The sequence below is a fragment of the Tellurirhabdus rosea genome, from assembly GCF_026278345.1.
Classification (GTDB): Bacteria; Bacteroidota; Bacteroidia; order Cytophagales; family Spirosomataceae; genus Tellurirhabdus; species Tellurirhabdus rosea.
The window spans coordinates 105,591-130,277 of the sequence record NZ_CP111085.1; the positions used below are offsets into that span (position 1 = coordinate 105,591).

Genomic DNA, 24,687 nt, shown 5'->3' on the forward strand with positions numbered 1-24,687 from the left:
TACGGTCGCAATTTTCTTAGAACTGGAAATAAATGAACTGTCCGCCGTCGAGCACGCCCAGCAGCATGATCAGCATGACCAGCGCGGCATAGGTGAGGTGACGAACCAGGGTGCGGGAGTTGTGCTGGAGCGAAAACAGGCCGGAGAAATATTCCTGCTTGCCTTCATACAGGAACAGCAGTCCGATTCCAAAAACAGCGTACAGCAGGGCCGCCGGATTGGGCGTGAAGATGGCAAAGCGGTCCGGCGTGTAAATCGAGGTGCCCATCGTCGCGATCTGTTTGAGGATAAAAAAGGCGTCGGAGACGGTGGCGGCCCGGAAGAAAACCCAGGTCAGGCAGATGAGCAGGAAGGTAAACCCAATTTCCAGCATTTTGTGCAGGCCCGGCAGACGGGTAAGTCCTACGGCTTCGGCCACGGTTTTCCGCCAGGGTTTGGTGGCCGTCGCCGCAATCAGGTAGAACCCGTTCAGGCCGCCCCAGATGACAAACGTCCAGGCCGCCCCGTGCCACAGGCCGCTGACCATGAACACGATCATCTGGTTCAGATACCAGCGCGGCACCGACACCCGGTTGCCGCCCAACGGAATGTACAGATAATCGCGGAACCAGGTCGTCAGCGAAATGTGCCAGCGCGACCAGAACTCCGACACGGTGCGGGCGAAATACGGCCGCCGGAAATTTTCCATCAGGTCAAAGCCCATCACCCGCGCCGACCCCAGCGCAATGTCCGAATACGCCGAAAAGTCGCAGTAGATCTGGATGGCGAAAAAGACGGAAGCCACCAGAAAGGTCATGCCGTTGTGGTAGTGCGTATTTCCGTAGATCACGTCCACGTACAGCGCCAGCCGGTCGGCAATCACCAGCTTTTTGACCAGCCCCCAGAGCATCCGCTTCAGCCCTTCAACGGCGTTGGTATAATCGAATTTGTGAACTTCGTGAAACTGGTGCAGCACGTTCTGCGGCCGTTCGATGGGCCCCGCCACCAGTTGCGGGTAAAACATGACGTACAGCGCATAGATGCCGAAATGCCGCTCCGCTTTCTGGTTGCCCCGGTACACCTCGATGGTGTAGCTCATGGCCTGAAACGTATGGAACGACAGCCCGATGGGCAGCAGCATCTTCAGCGCCGGTATGGGGTTTTTAATCTCGCCCAGGCCGAGCAGCGCCGTGAGGTTGTCGTTGAGAAAGTTGTAATACTTGAAAATGGCCAGCACACCGATGTTGGCGACCAGACTGGCCACCAGCAGGGCCTTTCGCCGGGGACCTTCCGCGTTTTCCAGCCAGATTCCGGCGAAATAATCCACCACGATGGTGCCGCCCAGAATCAGGATGTACACCGGCACAAACGCCATGTAGAAATAACAACTCGCCGTCAGGAGCAGAAGCCAGCGGTACCGGTGCGGCAGCAGAAAATACGTCGGCGTGACGAGTAGAAAGAACAGTAAAAATTCAATAGAATTGAACAGCATTGCCGTTGAGTACAGGTTTTCGCAACCTCACAAAACAATTATCAGACCAAAACAGACTCCCCGGCGCTGTATCTTTGCTTTTTATCATTTAACTTTTAATCTGCTCATGCGTCCTTACATCCTGGCCGAAACCAACTGGAAACAGATACAGGAAACCCGCTTCGATCTCGCCATTCTGCCCTGGGGAGCCACCGAAGCGCATAATTTCCACCTCCCCTACGCCACCGACGTGATCGAAGCCGACTTCATCGCCGCCGAGTCCGCCCGGCTGGCCTGGGAGAAAGGTGCGAAAATAATTGTGCTGCCCACCATCCCGTTCGGGGTAAATACCGGACAAACAGACATCCTCCTCGACATCAATCTGTACCCGAGTACCCAGCTCGCCATTCTGGGCGACATCATTGAAGTGCTGAACCGGCAGGGCATCCATAAGCTGCTGATTCTGAACAGCCACGGCGGCAATGATTTCCGCTGGATGCTCCGCGAACTGGGCGTCCGCTATCCCGACATGCTGCTGGCGACCTGCTCCTGGTTTGCGGTGCTGGACAAAAGCAAATACTTCGACGAACCCAAAGGCGACCATGCCGACGAGATGGAAACGAGCCTCCTCCTGCACTTCCGCCCGGACCTGGTTACGCCGCTGGACCAGACAGGCGACGGCACGGCCAGACAGTGGACCATCCAGGGCATGCGCGAAGGCTGGGCCTGGGCCGAACGCCGCTGGTCGGAAGTGACCGCTGACACGGGCATCGGTAATCCCAAAAAAGCGACGGCCGAAAAAGGAAAGCGGTATTTTGAAGACGTGACCGAAAAAATCAGCGGCCTGCTGGTCGAACTGGCGGCGGCGGATCGGAGCAAGTTGTACGAGTGAAATTTGGTTCTCGCAGATGATCGCGGATTTTAAGCGCCGATTTGCGCGGATTTATTCTGCGTACATCTGCGCTCAAAATCCGCGATCATCTGCGAGAACCACCCCTCCCAACATCGTTTTATCAATATTTTCTAATTCTATTTAAAAATAATACCAAATAATAGGTTAAGTTTTCTCCAAATCCTGCTCATCCCAGAAAGCCCCGGACACGATGAGCAAACGACTACCCGCAGACCAGGCACAGTTGCTCTGGCAGGAATTTCGGTCGGGCGACGCTTACGCACTCGCCAACATCATGCAGAGTTATTATGCCGAGTTGTTCCACTGGGGCATGCGCCTGCACCCCGACCGGGAGTTTGTCAAGGACTGCATTCAGGAAGTGTTCGTTAACCTCTGGCAGTCCCAGCCGACCGCCCGTCCGGTCGAGAATGTCCGGTCGTACCTGTTTGTCGTGCTGAAGACCCGCATCCTGCGGGAATTGTCCCGGAACCCCGTCACCCACCCCTTTTCCCTGCCCGACGATTACGCCTTTTCGGTTGAATTTTCGGCCGACACCCGTCTCATTGAGGAAGAACACGAAATCTACCAGCTTCGCCAGCTGGAACGGGTGATGAATCACCTGCCCGGTCGGCAGAAAGAACTGATCTACCTCCGCTTTTACCAGAATCTGAGCTTCGACCAGATCGCGGAGGTCATGCACCTGGGTCGCCAGTCGGTCCATAATCTCCTGAACAAATCGCTGAATAGCCTGCGTCGGCACTGGGCCGCTCTGATGCTCCCGCTTTGCCTTCTGTTTTGCTGATGGACCGAGCGCCGGGGAACCGGCTTTTGACCCGAACGAACCCTTGCATGAAGCAGTACGAAACCTACCAGTTCGAAGACTTTATCCGGGACGAGGATTTCCGGGACTGGGTGCAGGGCCACAGCAGCCACGAGGCGTTCTGGCTGACCTTCCCGGAGCGTTTCCCGGAGCAGCGGGACGCTTTCCGGCAGGCCGAACTCTTTGTGCGGGCGGCCAGCACCCGGCCCGACCCCCTCGGAGAACCCGAAATCCGGCGGGAGGTCGAACGCTTTCTTGAAAAGGCGGAAGCGGCTTTTACTCAACCTGCGCCCGGTCCTCCGCCTGCGCCGGTCCGGCGAATCGGTCTTCTGCGGCACAGGGCGCTCTGGCAGGCGGCCGCCGCGGCGGTGGTTGTGGGCCTGACGGTCTGGCAGATCGGCAAACAGGCCGACAGTGCCCCGGCATCCGTCCCAAACAACCCCGCCGGTGAAGAACTGGTCCGGACCACCAACTCGTCCCAGCACTCGATCCGGCTGGTGCTCAGCGACGGCTCGACGGTGGTTCTCCAGCCCAAAAGCCAGCTCCAGTACCCGTCGCGGTTTACGGGCAATACCCGGAATGTGTACCTCAACGGCGAGGCGCTTTTCTCTGTCAAACGCGGAACCCTGCCGTTCCGGGTCCATACCGAAGGCATGGTGACCCGCGTGCTCGGCACGCGCTTTGTCGTCCGGGCCTTCGAAGCGGACCCCAAGGCGACGGTGCAGGTGCTTTCCGGAAAAGTATCCGTGTACAAGCCCCGCCCGGTGAGTACGCCCGAAAACAAGGAAGTGAACGGCCTGATCCTGAGCGTCAACCAGGCCGCCATTTACGAAAAAAGTGTCGGCAACCTGACCAAAACGCTGGTGGCGACCCCCGCGCTGGTGGCCCCGAAAGTCATCCGCCCCCGGTTTGACTACACGGAAGAGCCGCTGTCGGTCATTTTGCAGGAACTCGAAACGGCCTACGCCATCCCAATCCAGTTCGACGCGCAGGCGTTTCAGGCGTGCCGCATTACCGCCTCGCTGACCCACGAGGGCCTGTACGAAAAACTGAATATTCTGTGCAAGGCGGCTTCTGCCAGCTACGAAATCACCGACGGCCAGATTGTCATCAGCCGGAAAGGATACAAGTAATCCACCCTCATCCAAACCTCAACCCTTGCCATGACGAAGAATCCATTCCAATCCCGGCGGGGCCGGCGGCTGCGGCAGACCCTGCTTCTGAGTCTGTTCCTGGCTTTTGTGGCGGGCCTGTCCCCGGCGTTTCCGGACCCGGTGCAGGAGTATCTGGCCAAACGGCTCACCATTCACGCGCAGAACACCGAAATCCGGAAGGTACTCAGCGAGATCGAAAAGGCTACCGGCGTCCAGTTCGTCTACAGTTCGGAAGTCCTCAATGCGCACCAGAAAATTACGGTGGAAGCCAGCAATTCCACCCTCGAAGAAGTGCTGGGCAAAGTCCTGAAGCCGCTGCGCGTCCGGTACGAACTCGTCGGCCGGAAACTGATCCTCTCGGCGGGGCTGGCATCGGCCCCGGAAACCGGCCTGCTCCTCCCGGTCGAAAAGCCGGAAGAGAACCTCCGCGCCGAAGCCTCCCGGGCGGAAGCCCCGAAACGGGCGGTGACCGGCCAGGTGACGGACGAGAAAGGTCAGGGCTTACCGGGCGTCAGCGTCGTGCTGAAAGGCACGCAGCGCGGCACCACCACTACCGCTTCCGGCAGTTTCCAGCTCGACGTGCCCGAGGAAGGCAGCCCGGTGCTCGTGTTCAGTTACGTCGGCTACGAAACCCGGGAAGTGCCCGTCGGCAGCCAGTCGACGTTCCGGATCTCGCTGACGCCCGAAAGCAAGGCCCTGACCGAAGTCGTCGTGACGGCGCTGGGCATCAAGAAATCGGCCAAAAGCCTCGGGTACGCTACAGCTTCGGTGGCCGCCGAAGAAATCACCGTCAACCGCACGGCCAATTTCATGAATGCCTTGCAGGGGAAAATGGCGGGGGTCAATATTACACCGCTGGGGTCGGGTCCGGCCGGGACGAGCAAAATCCGGATTCGCGGGCAGTCGTCGTTCGGCGGCAACAACTCGCCCCTGATCGTGGTCAACGGCGTGCCCATCGACAATACCAACTTCGGCGCGCGCGGCGACGTCTCCGAACGGGGCAGCAACCGGAACTCGGACGGCGGCGACGGCCTCAGCAGCATCAACCCCGACAACATCGAAACCATGACCGTGCTGAAAGGTGCGGCGGCTTCGGCGCTCTACGGCTCCCGGGCCAAGGACGGCGTCATCATGATCACGACCAAAACGCGGGGGTCGGGCAACGGCATCGGGCTGGAATACAACACCAACTTCACCTCCGAAACCCCGCTGGACTACACCGATTACCAGTACGAATACGGGCAGGGCGAAAACGGCGTCCGGCCCACCACGCCCAACCCTACCTCCGGACAATGGAGCTTCGGCGAACGGTTTCAGCCCGGCATGACGCAGGTGCTGTTCGACAACGTGACCGTTCCGTACGTGCCGCAGCGCAACCAGATTACACAGTATTACCAGAAAGGCTACACCTGGACCAACACGCTCACGCTCTCGTCCGGCGGCGAGTTCGGCGGTTTCAGCCTTTCGCTTTCCAACCTCGACAACCGCACGATTCTGCCCGGTTCGGGCTATACCCGCCGGACGGTCAATCTGGGCTTTACGCACACGCTGGCCAAAAAACTGACCGTTTCGGGCAACGTCAATTATTCGAACGAATACCGCAAGAACCCGCCCAATATCGCCGAGCAGGATTACAGCCCGGTGGTCCTTTTCAGCATGGCCAATTCGATGCCGATGGACCTGCTCAAACAATACACCACCGACGCCAACGGCGACGAGTACCGCTGGTCGCGGTTCACAAACCGGACCAATCCGTACTTTGCCCTGCTGCGATTCGAGAACATTCATAACGACCGGATTTTCGGCAACCTGACGGCCCGGTACAACTTCACGGACTGGCTCTTTCTGCAGGGCCGCATCGGGCAGGATTACTATTCCCGCGAACAGGATTATAACCTCCCGACCGGCAGCCAGCGCCAGCCCGCGGCCCCGCCGGGTTTTGTCAACGGCCAGTACGTGCAGGATGCCCGGACCGTCCGCGAACTGAACGCCGACTTTCTGCTCGGGGCCAACAAAACCTTTGGGAATCTGGGCGTGAATGTCAATCTGGGCGGCAACCAGATGTATCGTCGCGTCAGCCGCCAGAACGTGCTGGTGCAGGATTTTTTTACGCGGGGCCTGTACACCGTTGGAAATGGCCGTCTGCGTGACCCGGTCTATGAGTTCTCCGAACGGCAGGTCAATTCGCTCTACGCCTCGGCCGAACTTTCGTACAAAGAGATGCTTTTCCTGAACGGAACGGCCCGCAACGACTGGTTTTCGACGCTTTCGCCCGCCAACCGGAGCATTTTGTATCCGTCCGTCACGGCCAGCTTCGTGTTCTCGCAGGCTTTCGCTACGGCCCTGCCCTCCTGGCTGAGTTTCGGCAAAATCCGGGCGGCCTACGCGGAGGTGGGCAGCGACACGGATGTTTCGCCCTACGCCAACAACCTCTTTTACACGATCAACCCCTTGCAGTTCACCTCGCCTGCGGGGGTCGCCCAGCCGCTCGCCAGCATCAGCGGGGCCACGGTTCCCAACGCCAATCTGCGCCCGATGCGGGTTTCCGAAAAAGAAATCGGGCTGGAGCTGCGGCTGTTCAACAATGCGCTGGGGCTTGATTTCACGTATTACGACAAACTTTCGTCCGACCAGATTCTCCGCGCCCAGATTTCCGACGGCGGCGGTTTTACCTCGCAGCTCATCAACGTGGGCGAAAGCCGGAACCAGGGACTGGAAATGATGGTCAACATTTCACCGGTCAAAACGCCGGACCTGACCTGGAACCTGAACGTCAACGCCGCTTACAACAAAACGAAAGTCCTGAACCTCGGCACCAGCGTCAGCGACAACATGATTACCGTCGGGACGGGCGAATTTACGGGCGAACTCCGGCAGGTGGTCGGGCAGCCGATCGGACAGTTGTACGGCTTCGGCTACCTCCGCGACGCCCAGGGACGGCAGGTGTTTGATGCCGGAAACGGCCGCCCGCTGCGGACCGCCAACCAGGTCAGTTTCGGCAGCGCCGTTCCGCTCTGGGTCGGCGGCATCACCAACAGTCTGTCCTACAAAGGCGTCAACCTGTCGGTGCTGGTTGACTTCAAGCTGGGACACAAAATGATTTCGGGCACCAACTTCAACGCCTGGCGGCACGGCCTGCACAAAGGCACGCTGGCCGGTCGGGACCAGGGGTACGTCATCGGCGTTGGCGTCAACCCCAACGGCGAAGTGAACCAGGTCCGTTCGGGGGTGCAGGCGTACTACGAAACCGTCCGTTCGCAGAACATCGCCGAAGAATTTGTCTACAACGCCGGGCTCTGGCAGTTGCGGCAGATTTCTCTGGGCTACGATTTCAGCCGGTTTCTGCCCCGAAACAGCCGGTTCATCAAGGGCGTGCGGCTCAATGCGGTGGCCAGCAACGTGGCGGTCCTGAAAAAATGGGTGCCCAACATTCATCCCGAACAGTTCGGTTTTCCGTCCGACAACCTCGTCGGGCTGGAGGCTACCGGACTGCCCATCACCCGGAATGTCGGCTTTAACCTGAATGTCCGCTTTTAACTCCTCACCTGCCAACTCTGACTCAAGATGAAAAAGCGAAACTTTCGTTTCCCCGTCTGGCTCACCGCCTTCGGCCTGCTGGTCTCCTGCGACCAGGGTTTCGACGAAATGAACATCAACCCAATTGCGCTGACTTCGGTAGACCCCGCCTTTCAGTTCAACACGGCCGTGGTTAACAGCGCCTTTGGGTACAATAACCTCCAATACGAAACCATCATCGTCAAGCAGATGATCAACCCCTTCAGCGGGGTGGGCGCGGCCGGGCAGTACAACCAGGACAACCGCTCAGTCACGGCGGCCAACTGGGAACGCGGCTACCGGAATGTCGTCCGCGAACTGGTCGATATTCTGGTGCAGTCCAAAGACGTACCGGCCCGGTCGAACCTGTACCACATGACCCGAATCTGGCGGGCCTTTTCGTTCATGCTGCTGACGGATACTTACGGCGACATTCCTTACAAAGACGCCGGGAAAAGCTACCTGGAAGGCATTGTCGCCCCGGCCTACGATTCGCAGCAGGACATTTACACCGACATCATTTCCGAACTCGAATCGGCCACGGCGGCCCTCGACGCCAGCAAACCGCGCGTTACGTCGGACGTGCTCTACAGCGGCGACATTCCCCGCTGGAAGCGGTTCGGCAACTCGCTGCTGCTCCGGGCGGGCATGCGGCTGTCGAAGGTGAACCCGACCCGCGCGGCCGAGGTGGTGGCCAAAGCCGTGGCGGGCGGCGTGATGCAGTCCAACGACGACAACGCCGTGATGCGGCACAACGCCAATTTTCAGAACCCGGTCGGCACCCAGCTCAACGGCGGTCAGTCCGACTTCTTTTATCTGGCCGAAGACTTTGTAACATATCTGAAAGCCAACAACGACCCGCGGCTGGCGGCCATCGCCGTGCGGTATGTGGGCGCGCGCAGCACCACCGACCAGCGCGAGGCCCTCGCTAATCGCACACCCGCCATCCAGATCGGCATGCCGCTGGGATACGACAACACCACCGTCTCGGCCGCCGTCACGCGGGACAAGCTGGCGAGCCTCTACGACTACAGCCAGCTCGACCGCACCCGCATGGGCGGCGCGCAGGCCCCGACCTTCTTCCTCACCTACGCCCAGACGCAGCTGCTGATGGCCGAAGCGGTGGTCCGCCGCTGGATTCCCGGCGATGCGGCGACGTTTTATGCCAACGGCATCCGCGCCCACATGCGGCAACTGGCGGCTTACGGCACCTCGACGGCCATTGCCGAACCGGCCATTACGGCCTATGTCGACGCCAACCCCATGAAGGCCGGAAGCGAACTGGAACAGATCAACACGCAGTACTGGGTGGCCTCGTTCCTGAACGGACCTGAAGCCTGGGCCAATTTCCGGCGCACGGACTTTCCGAAGCTGACGCCGAATCCGTTCCCGGGCAGCGACCTCAAGACCGAGCCTTTCATCCGGCGGCTGACCTATACCGATGCCGAACTGAACGTCAACAAAGTGAACGTGCAGAAGGCCATCGAACGGCAGGGACCGAATTTGCTCGATACGCGCGTCTGGTGGGATAAAAAGTAGTAAAACCATTTGTCTTTCAGCTTTTTACTGCGTGAAAAACCTAAAGAAACGACTACAGCAGGGCGAAACGCTCAACGGCTGCTGGCTGAACCTGGGCAGCCCGCTCACGGCCGAAATGGTCGGTATGGCCGGCTTCGACTGGGTCCTGATCGATCTGGAACACGGGGCCGGTTCCGAGAAGGATGCCCTGTACCAGTTGCAGGCCCTCGAACACACGCCCGCCGGGGTCATCGTCCGGGTAGAGAGCGCCGAACCGCAGCGCATCCACCGCATTCTGGACATGGGCGCCGAAGGCATCATGTGCCCCCGCATCAGCAGTCCGGCGGAGGCGCAGAAGGTCGTCAGCGGCCTGCATTATCCGCCGCACGGCTCGCGCGGCGTGGCCAAAATGGTGCGGGCGAGCGGCTTTGCGCAGCATTTTAATCAATACTACGAAACGGCCCGGGACACCATTCTGGGCGTGGTGCAGATTGAAACGGTCGAAATCCTGAACCATCTGGACGAAGTGGCGGCCATGGACGGCGTGGACGTGCTCTTCATCGGCCCGGCCGACCTTTCGATGGCGCTGGGCATCTTCGGACAGTTCGACCACCCGCGCTTCCGGGAAGCCCTGCGGGAGACCGTCAACGCCGCCCAGAAAGCGGGCAAGGCAACGGGCATCCTCTTTTTCAATCCCGATGACTATCCGGTATACCACGACCTCGGCATCCGGCTGATCGCCTGCGGGGCCGACGCCACTTTTGTGGCCGAAGGAGCCCGCTCGATGGCCCGGAAACTGAACGCCATGATTCCTAATCCTTCCTGACATGCACGACCCTCTTTTCATCCTGTTCATCGGCGTCCTGATCGTGGTGGGCGGGATCATCGGCCTCAAACTGCATCCCTTTCTGGCCCTGCTGCTGGGGGCTTTTGTGGTGGCGGCCATGACTCCCGCGGCCGTCATCGAGGAATTTGCCCTGGCGAAAGGCGCAACGGCCTCGGCGGCGGCTTCGCTTGCCAAAAAGAGCATCGGCGAACGCGTAGCCACCGAATTTGGCAATACCTGCGCCAAAATCGGCATCCTGATTGCGATGGCGGCCATCATCGGCAAGTGCATGCTCGAAAGCGGGGCCGCCGAGCGGATTATCCGGTCCATGCTCCGCTTCACCGGCATCGACAAAGCGCCGATGGCATTTCTGGTCAGCAGTTTCTTTCTGGGCGTGCCGGTCTTTTTCGACACCGTAATCTTTCTGATGATGCCGCTGGCGAAAGCCATGACGATGCGCATCGGGAAAAACTACCTGCTCTTCGTCCTGTGCATCATGGCGGGCGCGGCGATGGCCAACTCGCTGGTGCCGCCCGCGCCGGGCCCTCTGTTTCTGATCGGGGAAATGAACATTCCGATCGGGATGATGATGGTGGGCGGAACAATCGTCGGGCTGTTTACCATCACGGCGGGGTATTTCTTCGCGCTCTGGGCGAATCGCCGCTGGCCCATTCCCCTGCGCGACGCCCTCGACGCCCGGCTGGAAGACATCCGGGCCATCGCCGCCAAGGAAGACAGCAGCCTGCCAAAACTTGGCGTTTCGCTGCTGCCGGTCCTGGTGCCGCTGGTGTTCATCTGCGCCGATACGGCCGTCGACGCGCTGATGGTGCCCCCAAAAACGGTCGTCATTCGTTCGGCCTTTCCGTTCGGGTTGGTGGACATGGTTCAGTTTTTCGGGGATAAGAACATCGCCATCATCAGCGGGGGCATTGTGGCGCTGCTGGTGCTGATCAACCACAAAAAAGACAGCAAGGAAGGACTGACGCCCTTTGTGCAGGCCGCGCTGACGAGCGGGGGAAGCATCATCCTCATCACGGCGGCGGGCGGCGCTTTTGGCGGAATGCTCCAGCAAACGGGCATCAGCGCCCGCATCGCCGACCTCACCAGCGGCTACCAGATGGCCCTGATTCCGCTGGCGTTCCTGATCGCGGCGGTCGTCCGGACGGCGCAGGGGTCGGCCACGGTGGCGCTCATTACGGCCTCGGGCATTCTGTCGGGCATGGCCAGTGCGGCCGATCTGAGTTTTCACCCGCTCTACCTCGGGCTGGCTATCGGTTGCGGCTCCAAACTGGTGCCGTGGATGAACGACGCCGGATTCTGGATCATCTGCAAACTCAGCAACCTGACCGAACAGGAGGCTCTCAAGACGGTCTCTCCCCTGCTGGTGGTCATGGGCCTGACGGGCCTTGTCATCATCATGATTGCGGCGCAGCTTTTTCCGCTGGTTTAACAAACGATTCAACACATGCAAAACGTCGGTTTTATCGGACTGGGCATCATGGGCAAACCCATGGCCCTGAATCTTCTCAAAGCGGGTTTTTCGGTCTCGGTGCTGAGCCAGAGCAAAGCCGCCGGAGCACTGACCGCCGCCGGGGCAAGCGCCCTGCCGAACGCGCAGGAACTGGCCCGGCAGTGCGGGGTGGTCATCACGATGCTTCCCGACTCGCCGGAAGTGGAATCGGTGGTGCTGGGACCGGAAGGCGTACTGGCGGGCATACAGCCCGGTTCGCTCTTTATCGACATGTCCACCATCTCGCCCGAAACCGCCCGCACCATCTACCAGCGGATGCAGGAAAAAGGCGTTGAGGCCCTGGATGCCCCGGTCTCTGGCGGGCAGGTGGGCGCCGAAGCGGGCACCCTCTCCATCATGGCGGGCGGCAACGCGGAGGCGTTCGAACGGGCCCTGCCCCTGTTTGGGGCGATGGGCAAAAACATCGTGCACATCGGGGAGGCCGGTGCGGGGCAGACCACTAAAGCCTGCAACCAGATGATCGTCGGCATGACCATTCAGGCCGTGGCCGAAGCGTTTTCGCTGGCGCAGAAAGCCGGAGTCGATCTCCAGAAAATGCGGGACGTACTGCTGGGCGGCTTTGCCCAGAGCCGCATCCTCGATCTGCACGGCAAACGGATGATCGAACGGAATTTTGTGCCGGGATTCAAGCTGAAACTGCACCGCAAAGACCTCGGCATTGCGCTGGCCACCGGACAGACCCTCGCCGTTCCGCTGCCGGGCACCGCCCAGGTGGCCGCCCAGATGCAGACCGCCCTGGCCGAGGGCAAAGGCGAACTCGATCACAGCGCCCTGCTGCTAGTGCTGGAAGAAGCCACGTCTCTTGTTTCCACGGAAGACCTAAACCCCTGATAACCATGCAACGCAAGCATTTTCTGAAAACCGTGGTGGCCGGTTCGGTGAGCGCCGGGGTAATCGGCCACGGACAGGCCGCCCCGGCTCCGGTCGCCATTCCCAAAAAAGTCCTGATGAAAGTCGGCTGCCAGTCCGGCGGCACCACGGTGGAGAATCTGGAGTTCAAAGCCCGGCACGGCGTCTACAACCTCGACGGCGGCGCTCCTAAAACCATTACCGGCAAAGGCTGGGACCTGGACGACTCCCTCCGCAAACGCGAAGCCTGCGAAAAATACGGCATCAGCCTCGACGCCTACCACTTCCCGCTGGCCTCCTCGGGCATCGACAAAGCGGAATACCCGAACATCATGCTCGGCAAAAGCCCCGAACGTGACCGGGAAATCGAGATTCTCCAGCAGATGATTCAGGTGGCGGGCAAGACGGGCATCAAGGTGCTGAATTACAACACGACTATTCTGCCGGTCCTCAGAACCGGAAAGACCGTCGATCCCAAACGCGGCAACGCGGCCTACAGCACCTGGAATTACGAAGAGGCGATCAAACGAAACGACCCCAAAACCGTCGCCGGAGACGTCAACATCGACCAGATGTTCGAACGCATCACCTACCTCCTCGATCGCCTGATGCCGGTGGCGAAAGAATACAAGGTGAAACTCGCCAACCACATTGCCGACCCGCCCACGCCCGCCGGTTATCGCGGCATTACCCGCTGGAACAGCCCCAACGTGTTCGAAGGCATCAAGCGGTTTGCCAAACTGTACGACAGCCCCTACCACGGCTTCAACCTCTGCATCGGCTCCATCGCCGAAGGGCTGAAAGACCCGAAGACCGAAATTCTGCCGATCATCAAGTGGGTGGGCGAACGGAACCAGATTTTCAACGTCCACCTGCGCAACATCAAGGGCGGCTGGAATAATTTTCAGGAAGTTTACCCCGACAACGGCGACATGAATTTTCTGCACGTCGTGCGGGCCCTCCGCGATGTGGGCTACGACGGCATGGTCATGCCCGACCACGTGCCGACGCATGCCGACCCGGCCAGCAGCCCGCAGGCGTTTGCTTTCTGTTACGGTTACATCAAAGGATTGCTTCAGTCGGTTTCGGACGAAGCCCAGGGATAACGCTGCACCCATGACTCACCGAAAAGGCCCCCGCATACAGGCCGTGCACGTCACGCCGATTGCCGTTACCGACCCGCCGCTGCTGAACGCGGCGGGTCTGCATGCCCCCTACGCCCTCCGGACCATCGTGGAACTGGTGACAGACGACCATATTTCCGGAATCAGTGAAATCCCCGGCAACCGGGACATCGATCTGGCGCTGGCCGCCTCCGCCGACCTGCTCATCGGCCGGGACGTATTTGACCTGAACGCCCTTCAGCAGGCGCTGGAAGCCCGGTTCGGCATCGAATCCACCGCCCAGCGGGGCGAAAAGCCCTGGGACCAGCGTAAGCTCGTGCATATCTACAGCGCTCTTGAGGTCGCCTACATGGACATTATCGGCAAAGTGACGGGGCGGCCGGTGGTGGACCTGCTGGGTGGCAGACTCCGCGACCGGGTACCTTTTTCGGCCTATCTTTTTTACAAATACGAAGGTGCGGGCGGACCGCTGGCGTTCGGCACCGACCCCACGGCCACAGGCTGGGCCGCCGCCCGGCAGGCAGCGGCGCTCGACCCGCCCGGCATTGTGGCCCAGGCACAGGCGATGTGCGCCAAATTCGGCTTTCAGTCGATCAAGCTCAAGGGCGGTGTCTTTGAGCCGCGGCAGGAGGTCGATGCCATGTTTGCCCTGCACAAAGCGTTCGGGCCGGAGGTGCCGCTGCGCATCGACCCCAACGCGCTCTGGAACGTGGAAACCGCCATCCGGTTCGGCCGGGAAATGGAGCCGATCCTGGAATACCTCGAAGACCCCGTCCGCGGGCAGGAAGCGATGGCCCGAGTCCGGCAGGCAATCCGCACGCCGCTGGCAACGAACATGTGCACCACGTCGTTTGAAGACATTCCGGGCAGCATTCGGCTCGGGTCGGAGGACATTATTCTCAGCGATCACCATTTCTGGGGCGGTCTGCGGGCCTCGATGAAGCTGGCGGGCATTTGCGAAACCTTCGGTCGGCGGCTTTCCATGCACTCCAACAGCCACCTCGGCATTTCGCTGGCGGCGATGGTTCACCTCGGCGCGGCCCTGCCGCAGCTTCCGTTTGCGCTCGACACGCACTACCCCTGGCAATCGGACGAGGTAATCGTCGGCGGGCGTTTTCGCTTTGAAGAAGGCTCGGTCGAGGTGCCGCAGGAGCCGGGGCTGGGCGTCGAACTGGACCGGGAGGCACTGGCGCGGCTCCACCGGAATTACCTCGCCTGCGGCCTGACAAAGCGGGACGATGAGATTGAAATGCAGAAAGTGCAGCCCGGCTGGACGTTCCAATCGGTGCGCTGGTAACCCCTGACGGGATGGTGCCGCGACTCAGATCAAACCCGCCCGCCTGTATCTTTCTGTGAAAATCAATTTATTAAATCCGCGTTCATCTGCGAGAAACCTTTAAAGAAATAACCCCATGCCAACTCGTCGCGACGTATTGGGAACGCTGCTCGGGAGCGGACTGGCGGGTATCCGGCTGCCTGCCGCCGCCCGCCCGACGCTCTTCGCTCCGGCCAAAGCGCCGGTCATCGAGTGGAACGCGCACCTCTTTAGCTCGGACCTTCAACGCTATCCGCTTCACCCGCAGGCGACCTATCGCCGGGACGTGTCGAAGGACCCCGCCGACCCGCTGGCCGATTACCTCAAACGCCTCAACAGCGAGGGCATCGATTACGCCGTCGTCGTCCAGCCCGAACCTTACGGCGACGACCACCGCCTCGTCCGGGACGCCCTGCAACGCGAACCGCAGCGGCTTCGGGGCACGAGCCTGTTTTATCCCGCCGACCCGGACGCGCCGCGCAAACTGGCCGAACTGGTCCGCGCCGAACCGCGCATCGTGTCCACCCGCTTTCACGCGCACCGGGGCAAGGAGACGTATTTCAAAAGTTTTGCGGATGATGGCGTTCGGGCGCTGTGGAAAGCCGCCGTTGACCGGGGGATGGTTATCGAACTGCACATCGGCCCCGACTACGCCCGCCAGGCCGGGAAAGCGATTGCGGCCTTTCCGGGCAGCAAAGTACTGATCGACCACCTGGCCGAGCCGCACATGGGCACCGGCGTGGAGTTTGCCGACGTGCTGGAACTCGCCAACTATCCGGAGGTGTACATGAAGCTCTCAGGAATCGGCCATTTTGCGAAGGACGAACCCAATTATGAAAGCGCCCTGCCGTTTACGAGCCGGGTCATCCGGGAATTCGGGCCGGAGCGGATGGTCTGGGGCAGCGGCCGTCCGGGCATCGTCGATTTTCACATGAAAGGCTACTCCCCGGCGGAAATCGCCAGCGTGAAGGGCGGCAATCTGCAACGGCTGCTGAAGTGGAGGACGTAATTTAATTTTGAATGTTGAGTTTTGAATTTTGATTTATGGATCTGGTGGGGGAACGTCGCCCCGGTTGAAATTCAACATTCAACATTCAACATTTTCTACGCTACCCGTTCCGGGTTTTCGCCGATAAACGCTCCCCAGCCGCCTTTTTTCGTTTTCTTCCCGCTGCTCGACTTGGTAGAAGCTCCGACCGGGGTGTTTTCGTGGAAATGGTGGCAGATGGCAATCGCCAGCGCGTCGGTGGCATCGAAAAACTCCGGGTCGAGTTCGGTTTTGAGCAGCACCCCGACCATGTGGGCCACCTGTTCCTTGGCGGCGTTTCCGTTGCCCGTCACCGACTGCTTTACCTTCCGGGGCGCGTATTCAACAATGGGAATGCCCCGCGACAGGGCCGCCGCCATCACCACGCCCTGGGCGCGGCCCAGTTTCAGCATCGCCTGCACGTTTTTTCCGAAGAACGGATCTTCAATCGCCATCTCGTCCGGGGCGTATTCGTCGATCAGTTGCTGGATGCGGCTGTGAAGTTTCTCCAGTTTCTGCTGGTAGGTACTATATTTGCTCAGGTGAATCACGCCGGACTGGAGCAGTTTCAACTGCCCTTTCTGGACAAGAATCACGCCGTATCCCGCAACCTGCGTACCGGGGTCAACGCCAAGAATTATTTTTTCCGCAGGAGCGACGGGTGTCTTCATCAGGAATTCGGCTGTGTCTGGAGTCTGGAAAACCCGCGCGACTTTGCCCGGATTTTATGCAAAATAACGAGTTCCCCGTTCTACCAACGCATACGCCCGCTCAAAAAGTCATTTTTTGGGCAAAAATCGGCATGCTGCTCGTGGTCATCGGGTACGTCGCCTATACTTTTTACCGGCAGCAGCACGATTGGCGGTCTGTCTGGCAACAGGCCCGGCAGGCCGACTGGACCAGCTTTCCGTTCCTGCTGCTGCTGGCTCTGACCCCGCTCAACTGGGCGCTCGAAGCCCGCAAATGGCAGGTGCTGGTCCGCCGAATCGAGCCGCTTACGTTCCGGCAGGCGTTCGGGGGCGTGCTGGCCGGTCTGTCGCTGGGGTTTGCCCTGCCTTCGCAGGTGGGCGACACCGCCGGGCGACTGCTGAGTCTGCGGACCCACCGCCGCTGGGAAGGCATCGGGGCCACGCTGGTCGCGGGAGGCCTGCAGACCTACGCGGCCGTGCTGGCGGGCGTCTGGGGGCTGGGGCGAGGCGGATGGGGCGCGGCTTTTGTAGGCGGTCTGCTGCTGCTGGGTGCCGTGCTGGTCCGCCAGCGGAAACGCCTCGCCCGCCTGCCGTCGGGATGGCTCAAACGGTGGGAACGGTACTGGATCGTCATCGCACAATATTCTGAGGCCGAGCTTTTCCGGGCGTTTCTGGCCGCCCTGACCCGTCATCTCACGTTCACGGTCCAGTTTGGGCTGGCGCTCTACCTGTTTGGCATCCGGCTGCCGCTGGCGGATACGCTGGCGGGCATCAGCGTGGTTTATCTCGGAAAAACGCTCGTCCCGGCCTTTAACCTGCTCAGCGATCTGGGCGTCCGGGAAGCGGCCTCGCTCCTGGTTTTCGGCCAGTGGAACGTCCCCGCTCCGCCCCTGCTGGCCGCGACGCTGACCTTGTGGCTGGTCAACATTCTGATGCCGGTGCTGGTCGGACTGGCTTCGGTCTGGAAACTTAAACTTTCCAACGGCTGATGCTCTACGGACTGGTCCTTATCGCGGGGCTGTACGCCCTTTTTACGCTCGGCATGACGCTTTTATGGCACTCGGCCCGCCGCCCCGGAGCCGCTTCCACCGGGTCCCGCACCCGCATCAGCGTGCTGATTCCGGTTCGAAACGAAGAAGAAACACTGCCGCGACTGCTGGCGGACCTTGCCCGGCAATCTTATCCGGCCAACCTCTTCGAAGTGATCGTCGCGGATGATTTCTCCACCGACCGGACCGCCGAACGGGCGGAGCGGTTCGCCGCCTCGGCCCCGTTCGCCCTTCGCCTCCTGACCCTGCCCGACGAACGAACGGCCGCCCCAAAAAAACGGGCGCTGGCCGCCAGCATCACCCGGGCGTCGGGCGACCTGATCGTGACCACCGACGGCGACTGCCGCGTAGGTCCTCACTGGCTCGCCCGGATTGCGGCTTTCTACGAGGAAACCGGCGCCCGGCTGATCAGCGGGCCGGTCACCTTCACCGACGAAGCGCAGTTTTTTGATTACCTGCAAACCGTGGAAAGCAGCAGTCTGATCGGCTCGGGGGCCTGCACGCTGGCGCTGGGCATCCCGACGATGTGCAACGGGGCGAATCTGGCCTACGAAAAACGGGTTTTCGCGGAAGTTGGCGGCTTTACGGGAGTTGACCACGTGGCCTCCGGCGACGATGAGCTGCTGATGCACAAGATTGCCCGGCGTTACCCCGACGGGGTTCGGTTCCTGAAACATCCGGACGCCATCGTGCAGACCGGGCCGCACCGTTCGCTGTCGGCCTTTTATCACCAGCGGAAACGCTGGGCGAGCAAATGGCGGGCTTACGAAAGCCTCCTGCCCTCGCTGCTGGCGGTGTTTGTTTTCGCCGCCAACGCCGTCGTGCCCGCGGCCCTGCTGGGGTGGGCGTTCGGGGCGTGGTCGGGCGCGGCGGCGCTGGGGCTGCTGTTGGCGAAAAATGTTCCGGAATGGCTGTTTTTGGGTTCGGTTCTGGTATTTTTGCAGAAAAGAAAAGCGGTGCCCTACATCCTGCCCACGCAGCTTTTTTACCCGTTCTACGTCCTCTTTTTCGGACTGGCGGCGCAAAAAAAAGGCTTCCGCTGGAAGGGGCGAGATTTAAACTAGTGGTTTGTAGTGGATAGTGGTCAGTGGCCCGTGCGCTGCCTCAATCCAAAGCTAGCGAAGCACTAACCCCTGTTCACCGACCACTAACCACTGTTCACTTATACAACTTTGTTCTTACATAAATCCAACCTTCTGCTTCGCGCGCTGTACCCGCGGTTTCGCTGGCGTCTGCCGACCCGCGATAAAGTCATCTACCTGACTTTCGACGACGGTCCCATTCCGGACGTAACGGAGTTTGTGCTGGAAACGCTGGCGCAGTACGGGGCCCAAGCGACCTTTTTCTGCATTGGGGATAATGTCCGGAAGAATCCGGCGGTGTTCGGGCAGGTGAAGCAGCGGGGGCATCTGATTGGAAACCATACTTTCAACCACCTGAACGGCTGGAAAACGGAAGACGCGGTTTACCTCGACAATTTCCGGCAGTGTCAGGCCGTACTGGGCGTTCCGACGCGGGTGATGCGGCCGCCTTACGGCCGGATTCGCCGGTCGCAGGCCACCGAAGTGCTCAAATCGCACGAGGTAGTGATGTGGGACGTGCTGACGGGCGATTTTTCGCCGGAACTGACGCCGGAAACGGTGCTTCGCAAAACGATTCAATACACCGAACCGGGGTCCATTCTGGTCTTCCACGACAGCCTCAAAGCCCGCCGGAACCTGGAATACGCCCTGCCCCGAACCCTGCAGCATTTCGCCGAACAGTCTTACCGGTTCGAGATTTTACCCTTTGGCGCATGATTGAAGTCAGCATTCTGATTGCCGCCCGTAACGAAGAAGTCAATATCCGCCGCTGCCTCGACAGCCTCGACCGGCTCGATTATCCCAAAGACCGCCTCGAAATCCTGATTGGCAACGACCGTTCGGAAGACGCGACCAGCGCCGTTGTCCAGCACTATTTACCCACCCGGCCCCACCTGCGACTGTTCGACATCACCGAACGGGTGGGCAGTCAGGCGGGCAAATCGAACGTCCTGGCGCAACTGGCGCGACGGGCGCAGGGGCAATTCCTGCTGTTCACGGATGCCGACGTAGCCGTTGCGCCCACCTGGGTCAGCCAGATGCTCCAGTCGTTCGGGCCTTCGGAAGTGGGTATCGTCACGGGTTGTACGCAGATCATCGGCCAATCGGCTTTTGAGCGGTGCCAGGCGGTGGAATGGCTGTATGCGCAGTGGATTCTCAAGCAGTTTGCCGATTGGGGCATTCCGGTGACGGCGATGGGCAACAACATGGCGGTCCGGCGGGAGGCGTACGAAAAAACGGGTGGGTACGAGCATCTGCCGTTCTCGGTCGTGGAGGATTACCAGCTTTTGCACGCCGTTTTACAGCAGGGTTACACGTTTGCCCACCGCTTCGACGAAGGCGTACTGGCCACTACCCTGCCCATGCGCGACGGGCTTTCGTGGCTCCGGCAGCGAAAACGGTGGATGGTGGGCGCTTTTCAGACGCAGTGGTATTTCATTCTGCTTTTTCTGGCGCAGGCGCTCTGGTACCCGCTGCTCATTCTGCTCTCGCTATGGAACCCGGCGCTGGCACTGGGGCTTTTCACGGGCAAACTGATCGGGCAAACGCTGCATGCCGCCTACGTCCTCAACCGGATCCGCCGCCGCGATCTCTGGCGAACGTTACCCCTATACGAACCTTTTGTGCAGGTTAGCTCGTTACTATCGCTGATTTATTTCCTGTTACCAACGAAAGTAATCTGGAAAGGCCGGGACTTCGGATCGTCAACTGCTGTCCGCGGTTAAAAACGAAAACACCGGTCGAAGCCCTAACCAGCTTTATCAAAAAACAACCCGCCTGCCGGGATTAAAAATAGAATGACATTCATCGATACCCACGCACACTTCTACGACGCCCAGTTTACCGGGGAGTTCGACCCGTTTGTCGCCCGCGCCGACGAGGCGGGCATTGAACAAATCTGGCTGCCCAACTGCGCCCGGGAAACCATGAACGATTTGATGGCGCTCGCCGACCGGCTGCCCGGCCGCTGCCTGCCCATGACGGGCCTCCATCCCTGCTACGTCACCGAAACCGTGGAGGACGAACTGGCCGCCGTGGAAGACTGGCTTCACCGGCATCCGTTTCCGATGATCGGCGAAATCGGCCTGGATTTTTACTGGGACATGACCCACGTGGAGCGCCAGTTCGAGGCGTTCAAAACGCAGCTGGCCTGGGCCTCCCGCCACCGGCTTCCGGTATCGATGCACACCCGGTCGGGTCACGACCGCAACGCTTTCGCCGAAGCCGCCGATCTGATCGAAAAACTGGCCCTGCCCAACCTGACGGGCATTTTTCACTGTTTCGTTGGGACGCTGGACGAGGCGCAGCGGGCCGTGGAGATGGGTTTCAAACTCGGCATTGGCGGGGTCGTTACCTTCAAAAACGGCGGCCTCGACAAGGTAATCCCGCATATCGGCCTCGAACACCTCGTGCTGGAGACGGACGCCCCTTACCTGGCCCCCGTTCCCTACCGCGGCATACGCAACGAACCCGCTTACATTCCGCTCATCGCCCAGCGCATCGCCGACCTCCAGCAACGCCCCCTGGCGGAAGTTGCGGCGGTGACGACGGCTAACGCACGTAGAATGATTGAATTTTGAATGTTGAATGACTGAAAATACAGCAGAGCTAATCATCTATAGCGGTGGACAGCCATTCAACCTTTCAAAATTCAATCATTCAACATTCAATCATTCAACATTCCCATGTATCGCACCGTCCATATCAATCCGGCCCTGCCCAATCAGCCCCGTTCGTCCGTTCTGGTGATCTATACCGGCGGGACGCTGGGCATGGTGTACGACCGCCATAACGACCAGCTGATTCCTTTCGATTTTGAGCAGATTCTGGACCGGGTGCCCGAAATCCGGCGGCTGGATTTCGAACTGACCGTCATCACGCTCAACCACCTGATCGATTCCTCGGATATGCACCCCACGATCTGGATCGACCTGGGCCGCATCATTCTGAAGAATTATCAGGATTACGACAGCTTCGTGATTCTGCACGGGACGGATACGATGGCCTACACCGCCTCGGCCCTCAGCTATCTGCTCGAAGGGCTCAACAAGCCGGTGATTCTGACCGGAGCGCAGCTGCCCATCGGCGTTGCCCGGACCGACGCGCGGGAGAATTTCATCACGGCTCTGGAAATTGCGGCGGCCCAGCAGGACGGCAAGCCGCTGGTGCCCGAAGTGTGCATTTACTTCAACTCGCTGCTCCTGCGCGGCAACCGGGCGAAGAAAAAGGAAAGCGTTCATTTCAACGCTTTTCAGTCCGAAAATTACCCGCATCTGGCCATGGCCGGGGTCCGGATTGAGTACAATACGCCGTTCATTGCCCCGTATCATCCGGAGGCGACGCTGCGGCTGCACGAAAAAATGGACACGAACGTGGTGGTGCTGCCCCTCTTCCCCGGTATCAGCGAGTCGGTGATGGATTCCGTTTTGCACATTCCGGGTCTGCGCGGCGTAGTGCTGGAAACGTTTGGAGCCGGAAACGCCCCGACCAGCCCCTGGTTTCTGGACAGTCTGAAACGGGCGCTCGACGCCGGGCTGGTGCTGTTCAACGTGTCCCAGTGCGACGGCGGGCGGGTGACCCAGGGCCGTTACCAGACCAGCAAACTCCTCGAACGCATCGGCGTGGTGAGTGGAGCTGACATTACGATGGAAGCCGCCATCACGAAAATGATGTTTGTGCTGGCCCAGGAATCCGATGGGCAGGTTATCCGGAAACGCCTCGGGGAGCCGATCTGCGGAGAAATGGGATGAGTGACCGCCAGTCGCTTCGCCCCATCAGAGAGCGGCGAAGCGACTGGCGGGTGGCCTACAGACCAATCCGCACCGCGCCCTGAAACCCGATCCAGCCATCCCAGCGGTTGTTGCGGGAGGTAAACTGCGTATCGAACAGCGGAACGTCGATCCGGGTGGTCGGCTTGTCCGTAGAACGGGTGGTGAAGAAAGCGTTGAAGGTAGGTCCGGCGGCCAGATAAATTCCTTTGGCCAGCCGTCTTTCGATAGCCGGAATCAGGCGGATGTGCGTGTGGCCGTCATCGTACCGGCGGTCGCGGGGGAAATGGTACAGGCCGATCAGGTCCGTATTGAGCATCCAGCCCCGACCAAAGTCAAAGGCGCGGCCCAGTCCGTAACCCAGGCTCAGATTGGTGTAGCCGGGCCGGTTGAAATTGGTCCCGATGGTCAGGATGTTGTAAAACTTACGGTGCCCGGTTTTCAGCGTCAGGTTACCGGCGTTCACTTCGTCGGTCGAGGCCTCGAGGCGCAGGTAGCCGTCGCGGACGAAGCTAAGCAGGCCAATCGGGGCTTTTTCGGAGTCTTTGGCGACGTTGATGAGGCCGATCTGCCGTCCACCGGTCACGGTTCCCGCGACGTTCAGAAAACCGCTGATCTGGTTTCCGTGGAGATGCCCCCCGACCGCATTCAGGAATCCGGCAATCTGCCAGCCCCGCATTTCCTGCCCGACCACGTTGCCGAATCCGGCGATCTGCAGCCCCTGCACCCGATTTTTAACGACGTTGATAAAGCCCGCCGCCTGCAACGCCTGAGCGTCCTGTCCGACCACGTTCATGAATCCGGCGGCCTGAATGCCCCGGTTGGCATTCTGAGCGACGTAATTAAAAAAGCCCGCCGCCTGCACACCTTCAACCGACCCGCCGACCGCGTTGCCAAAACCGGCCGCCTGCACGCCGAAGTTGTTCAGCCGGTTCACATTCACGAAGCCCGCCGCCTGCACCCCGCTCGTATTTCCGGCTACGATGTTGGAAAAGCCGGAAAGCTGCAGTCCGGTTACATTGCCCTGCACCACGTTCAGGAAGCCGCCCAGTTCAAGCGCGGAGACGCCCAGCGAATACCCCGCCAGGATGTTGAAGGAGTAGCGATTGATGACCCGTCCGCTCAGCGTGTGGTTGGTTCCCACAAACGGCACCAGCGAAACCTGGAAATCCCGGTAAAGCGTATCGCCGCTCAGGTTGGCCTCGTGGATCGCCTGTTTCTTAGTCAGCAGCCAGTCCATGAACTCCTCCTTGCTCCGGCGCAAATCCTCCTTCGTTCGCTCCCAGTCCGTCACCCGGGTGGTCATGGTCGTATCGGTCGCGACCGTCACCGAGACGGGCGGCGTTGCCACGAGCGGACGAACCGTGTCGGCCACCATCCGGACCGTCATCGTCCGGGAGGGCGCCTCCTTCAGCGGCGAGGCCGCCAGCCGGATGTCCACCGACTGGGAACGCCGCCCGTTGACCGTGACCGATTCACCATAGTAGTATTTTTTGCGAACCTCCAGTTTGACGGAAGCCTGTTCGGCGGGAATTTTCAGGCGGTAATAGCCGTACGGATTGCTGACGGTCGAGGCCAGCGTGGTTTTTTCGTAGATACTGGCCTGGGCGATGCGGCTGCCGGTTTGGCGGTCCAGAATGTAGCCATCCAGAATAAAGCTTTTCGGTTCTTCCCCCGGGAGGTCCGCCCGCAGCAGAATGACGTGGTTGCCGCGCGATTTGTAGGTCACCGTTCCCCGGAAAAGCTGCGTGAGCACCGACCGGACCGCGGCGTTGCTGGCCCGGACCGACACCAGGGTATTTTCGTTGATCAGCGCGGAATTATAGGAAAAAGTGAAGTTACCGGCCCGGCTGATGATGTTCAGGGCCGACCCCAGGCGTTCGTTCTGAATGGAGACGGAAATGATGCGGTCCAGTGGGGGGGGCGCCGCCTGCAGAGACGCCGCAAGCAGAAGAAAAAGGCCCGTCAGAAGGCTTCGGAAGGTATTCATGTTCATTAGTCGTTTGGTCTAAGACACCCGTTGCGGGCGTGTCCCCTAC

At 60.2% G+C, this 24,687-nt stretch carries 20 protein-coding genes; 17 read left to right on the plus strand and 3 right to left on the minus strand.

Annotation, left to right across the window (positions count from 1 at the left end; translation table 11 throughout):
* Window positions 1-16: 16 nt before the first annotated feature.
* On the minus strand, window positions 17-1,471 hold the full coding sequence (locus tag ORG26_RS00435; RefSeq protein WP_266366309.1) for an MBOAT family O-acyltransferase: 1,455 nt from the start codon (window positions 1,469-1,471) through the stop codon (window positions 17-19).
* Between the two features lie 106 nt (window positions 1,472-1,577).
* On the opposite strand from ORG26_RS00435, the gene ORG26_RS00440 reads away from it, so the two are divergent.
* The 11 genes from ORG26_RS00440 to ORG26_RS00490 all read left to right on the plus strand — a co-directional run bounded on the left by ORG26_RS00440 (window position 1,578) and on the right by ORG26_RS00490 (window position 16,043).
* Window positions 1,578-2,342: a creatininase family protein gene (locus ORG26_RS00440; protein ID WP_266366311.1), complete on the plus strand. Its 765-nt coding sequence runs from the start codon at window positions 1,578-1,580 to the stop codon at window positions 2,340-2,342.
* A 211-nt stretch (window positions 2,343-2,553) separates the two neighbouring features.
* Entirely contained in the window at window positions 2,554-3,144 is a 591-nt protein-coding gene (locus ORG26_RS00445; protein WP_266366313.1) for an RNA polymerase sigma factor, read from the plus strand.
* A gap of 47 nt (window positions 3,145-3,191) precedes the next feature.
* The gene (locus ORG26_RS00450) at window positions 3,192-4,295 is read left to right on the plus strand and encodes a FecR family protein (RefSeq protein ID WP_266366315.1); all 1,104 of its coding nucleotides are present in this window, start codon (window positions 3,192-3,194) and stop codon (window positions 4,293-4,295) included.
* 30 nt (window positions 4,296-4,325) lie between these two features.
* A complete protein-coding gene (locus ORG26_RS00455) occupies window positions 4,326-7,853 on the plus strand; it encodes a SusC/RagA family TonB-linked outer membrane protein (protein ID WP_266366316.1) in 3,528 nt (1,175 codons plus the stop codon).
* Between the two features lie 27 nt (window positions 7,854-7,880).
* Window positions 7,881-9,410 (plus strand): SusD/RagB family nutrient-binding outer membrane lipoprotein, encoded by a 1,530-nt coding sequence (locus tag ORG26_RS00460; RefSeq protein WP_266366317.1) that lies wholly within the window; start codon window positions 7,881-7,883, stop codon window positions 9,408-9,410.
* A gap of 31 nt (window positions 9,411-9,441) precedes the next feature.
* Window positions 9,442-10,215: an HpcH/HpaI aldolase family protein gene (locus ORG26_RS00465; protein ID WP_266366319.1), complete on the plus strand. Its 774-nt coding sequence runs from the start codon at window positions 9,442-9,444 to the stop codon at window positions 10,213-10,215.
* 1 nt (window position 10,216) lies between these two features.
* Window positions 10,217-11,665 (plus strand): GntP family permease, encoded by a 1,449-nt coding sequence (locus ORG26_RS00470; RefSeq protein WP_266366321.1) that lies wholly within the window; start codon window positions 10,217-10,219, stop codon window positions 11,663-11,665.
* Window positions 11,666-11,680: 15 nt separating this feature from the next.
* A complete protein-coding gene (locus ORG26_RS00475) occupies window positions 11,681-12,577 on the plus strand; it encodes a 2-hydroxy-3-oxopropionate reductase (protein WP_266366323.1) in 897 nt (298 codons plus the stop codon).
* Between the two features lie 5 nt (window positions 12,578-12,582).
* Window positions 12,583-13,701: a mannonate dehydratase gene (locus ORG26_RS00480; protein ID WP_266366325.1), complete on the plus strand. Its 1,119-nt coding sequence runs from the start codon at window positions 12,583-12,585 to the stop codon at window positions 13,699-13,701.
* Window positions 13,702-13,711: 10 nt separating this feature from the next.
* Complete coding sequence (locus ORG26_RS00485; protein ID WP_266366327.1) at window positions 13,712-15,016, plus strand: enolase C-terminal domain-like protein; 1,305 nt, start codon at window positions 13,712-13,714, stop codon at window positions 15,014-15,016.
* Window positions 15,017-15,131: 115 nt separating this feature from the next.
* Window positions 15,132-16,043: an amidohydrolase family protein gene (locus ORG26_RS00490; RefSeq protein WP_266366328.1), complete on the plus strand. Its 912-nt coding sequence runs from the start codon at window positions 15,132-15,134 to the stop codon at window positions 16,041-16,043.
* 95 nt (window positions 16,044-16,138) lie between these two features.
* Here ORG26_RS00490 and ruvC read toward each other — a convergent pair whose 3' ends face one another.
* Window positions 16,139-16,732: a crossover junction endodeoxyribonuclease RuvC gene (gene ruvC / locus ORG26_RS00495; RefSeq protein WP_266366330.1), complete on the minus strand. Its 594-nt coding sequence runs from the start codon at window positions 16,730-16,732 to the stop codon at window positions 16,139-16,141.
* Between the two features lie 56 nt (window positions 16,733-16,788).
* On the opposite strand from ruvC, the gene ORG26_RS00500 reads away from it, so the two are divergent.
* The 6 genes from ORG26_RS00500 to ORG26_RS00525 all read left to right on the plus strand — a co-directional run bounded on the left by ORG26_RS00500 (window position 16,789) and on the right by ORG26_RS00525 (window position 22,630).
* Window positions 16,789-17,739 (plus strand): lysylphosphatidylglycerol synthase domain-containing protein, encoded by a 951-nt coding sequence (locus ORG26_RS00500; RefSeq protein ID WP_266366332.1) that lies wholly within the window; start codon window positions 16,789-16,791, stop codon window positions 17,737-17,739.
* On the plus strand, window positions 17,739-18,863 hold the full coding sequence (locus ORG26_RS00505; protein ID WP_266366334.1) for a glycosyltransferase family 2 protein: 1,125 nt from the start codon (window positions 17,739-17,741) through the stop codon (window positions 18,861-18,863). Before ORG26_RS00500 ends, ORG26_RS00505 begins: the two co-directional genes overlap by 1 nt.
* Before the next feature lie 108 nt (window positions 18,864-18,971).
* Window positions 18,972-19,598 carry a polysaccharide deacetylase family protein gene (locus ORG26_RS00510; protein ID WP_266366336.1) on the plus strand — a complete coding sequence of 209 codons (627 nt, stop codon included), beginning with the start codon at window positions 18,972-18,974 and terminating at the stop codon, window positions 19,596-19,598.
* Entirely contained in the window at window positions 19,595-20,605 is a 1,011-nt protein-coding gene (locus ORG26_RS00515) for a glycosyltransferase (protein WP_266366338.1), read from the plus strand. The genes ORG26_RS00510 and ORG26_RS00515 overlap by 4 nt, the downstream gene beginning before the upstream one ends.
* 72 nt (window positions 20,606-20,677) lie before the next feature.
* On the plus strand, window positions 20,678-21,460 hold the full coding sequence (locus ORG26_RS00520) for a TatD family hydrolase (RefSeq protein WP_266366340.1): 783 nt from the start codon (window positions 20,678-20,680) through the stop codon (window positions 21,458-21,460).
* Window positions 21,461-21,565: 105 nt separating this feature from the next.
* Window positions 21,566-22,630, plus strand: a complete 1,065-nt coding sequence (locus ORG26_RS00525; RefSeq protein ID WP_266366341.1) for an asparaginase — start codon at window positions 21,566-21,568, stop codon at window positions 22,628-22,630.
* 55 nt (window positions 22,631-22,685) lie between these two features.
* Here ORG26_RS00525 and ORG26_RS00530 read toward each other — a convergent pair whose 3' ends face one another.
* Entirely contained in the window at window positions 22,686-24,638 is a 1,953-nt protein-coding gene (locus tag ORG26_RS00530) for an STN and carboxypeptidase regulatory-like domain-containing protein (RefSeq protein ID WP_266366343.1), read from the minus strand.
* Window positions 24,639-24,687 lie beyond the last annotated feature (49 nt).

Excerpts from the sequence above, each read along its gene's own strand:
- ORG26_RS00470 (WP_266366321.1), top strand. The coding sequence starts at position 10,217 with ATGCACGACCCTCTTTTCATCCTGTTCATCGGCGTCCTGATCGTGGTG.
- ORG26_RS00500 (WP_266366332.1), top strand. The coding sequence starts at position 16,789 with ATGCAAAATAACGAGTTCCCCGTTCTACCAACGCATACGCCCGCTCAA.
- ORG26_RS00435 (WP_266366309.1), bottom strand. The coding sequence starts at position 1,471 with ATGCTGTTCAATTCTATTGAATTTTTACTGTTCTTTCTACTCGTCACG.
- ORG26_RS00475 (WP_266366323.1), top strand. The coding sequence starts at position 11,681 with ATGCAAAACGTCGGTTTTATCGGACTGGGCATCATGGGCAAACCCATG.
- ORG26_RS00530 (WP_266366343.1), bottom strand. The coding sequence starts at position 24,638 with ATGAATACCTTCCGAAGCCTTCTGACGGGCCTTTTTCTTCTGCTTGCG.
- ORG26_RS00520 (WP_266366340.1), top strand. The coding sequence starts at position 20,678 with ATGACATTCATCGATACCCACGCACACTTCTACGACGCCCAGTTTACC.
- ORG26_RS00445 (WP_266366313.1), top strand. The coding sequence starts at position 2,554 with ATGAGCAAACGACTACCCGCAGACCAGGCACAGTTGCTCTGGCAGGAA.
- ORG26_RS00525 (WP_266366341.1), top strand. The coding sequence starts at position 21,566 with ATGTATCGCACCGTCCATATCAATCCGGCCCTGCCCAATCAGCCCCGT.
- ORG26_RS00450 (WP_266366315.1), top strand. The coding sequence starts at position 3,192 with ATGAAGCAGTACGAAACCTACCAGTTCGAAGACTTTATCCGGGACGAG.
- ORG26_RS00480 (WP_266366325.1), top strand. The coding sequence starts at position 12,583 with ATGCAACGCAAGCATTTTCTGAAAACCGTGGTGGCCGGTTCGGTGAGC.
- ORG26_RS00515 (WP_266366338.1), top strand. The coding sequence starts at position 19,595 with ATGATTGAAGTCAGCATTCTGATTGCCGCCCGTAACGAAGAAGTCAAT.
- ORG26_RS00455 (WP_266366316.1), top strand. The coding sequence starts at position 4,326 with ATGACGAAGAATCCATTCCAATCCCGGCGGGGCCGGCGGCTGCGGCAG.
- ORG26_RS00440 (WP_266366311.1), top strand. The coding sequence starts at position 1,578 with ATGCGTCCTTACATCCTGGCCGAAACCAACTGGAAACAGATACAGGAA.
- ruvC (WP_266366330.1), bottom strand. The coding sequence starts at position 16,732 with ATGAAGACACCCGTCGCTCCTGCGGAAAAAATAATTCTTGGCGTTGAC.
- ORG26_RS00505 (WP_266366334.1), top strand. The coding sequence starts at position 17,739 with ATGCTCTACGGACTGGTCCTTATCGCGGGGCTGTACGCCCTTTTTACG.
- ORG26_RS00490 (WP_266366328.1), top strand. The coding sequence starts at position 15,132 with ATGCCAACTCGTCGCGACGTATTGGGAACGCTGCTCGGGAGCGGACTG.
- ORG26_RS00460 (WP_266366317.1), top strand. The coding sequence starts at position 7,881 with ATGAAAAAGCGAAACTTTCGTTTCCCCGTCTGGCTCACCGCCTTCGGC.
- ORG26_RS00485 (WP_266366327.1), top strand. The coding sequence starts at position 13,712 with ATGACTCACCGAAAAGGCCCCCGCATACAGGCCGTGCACGTCACGCCG.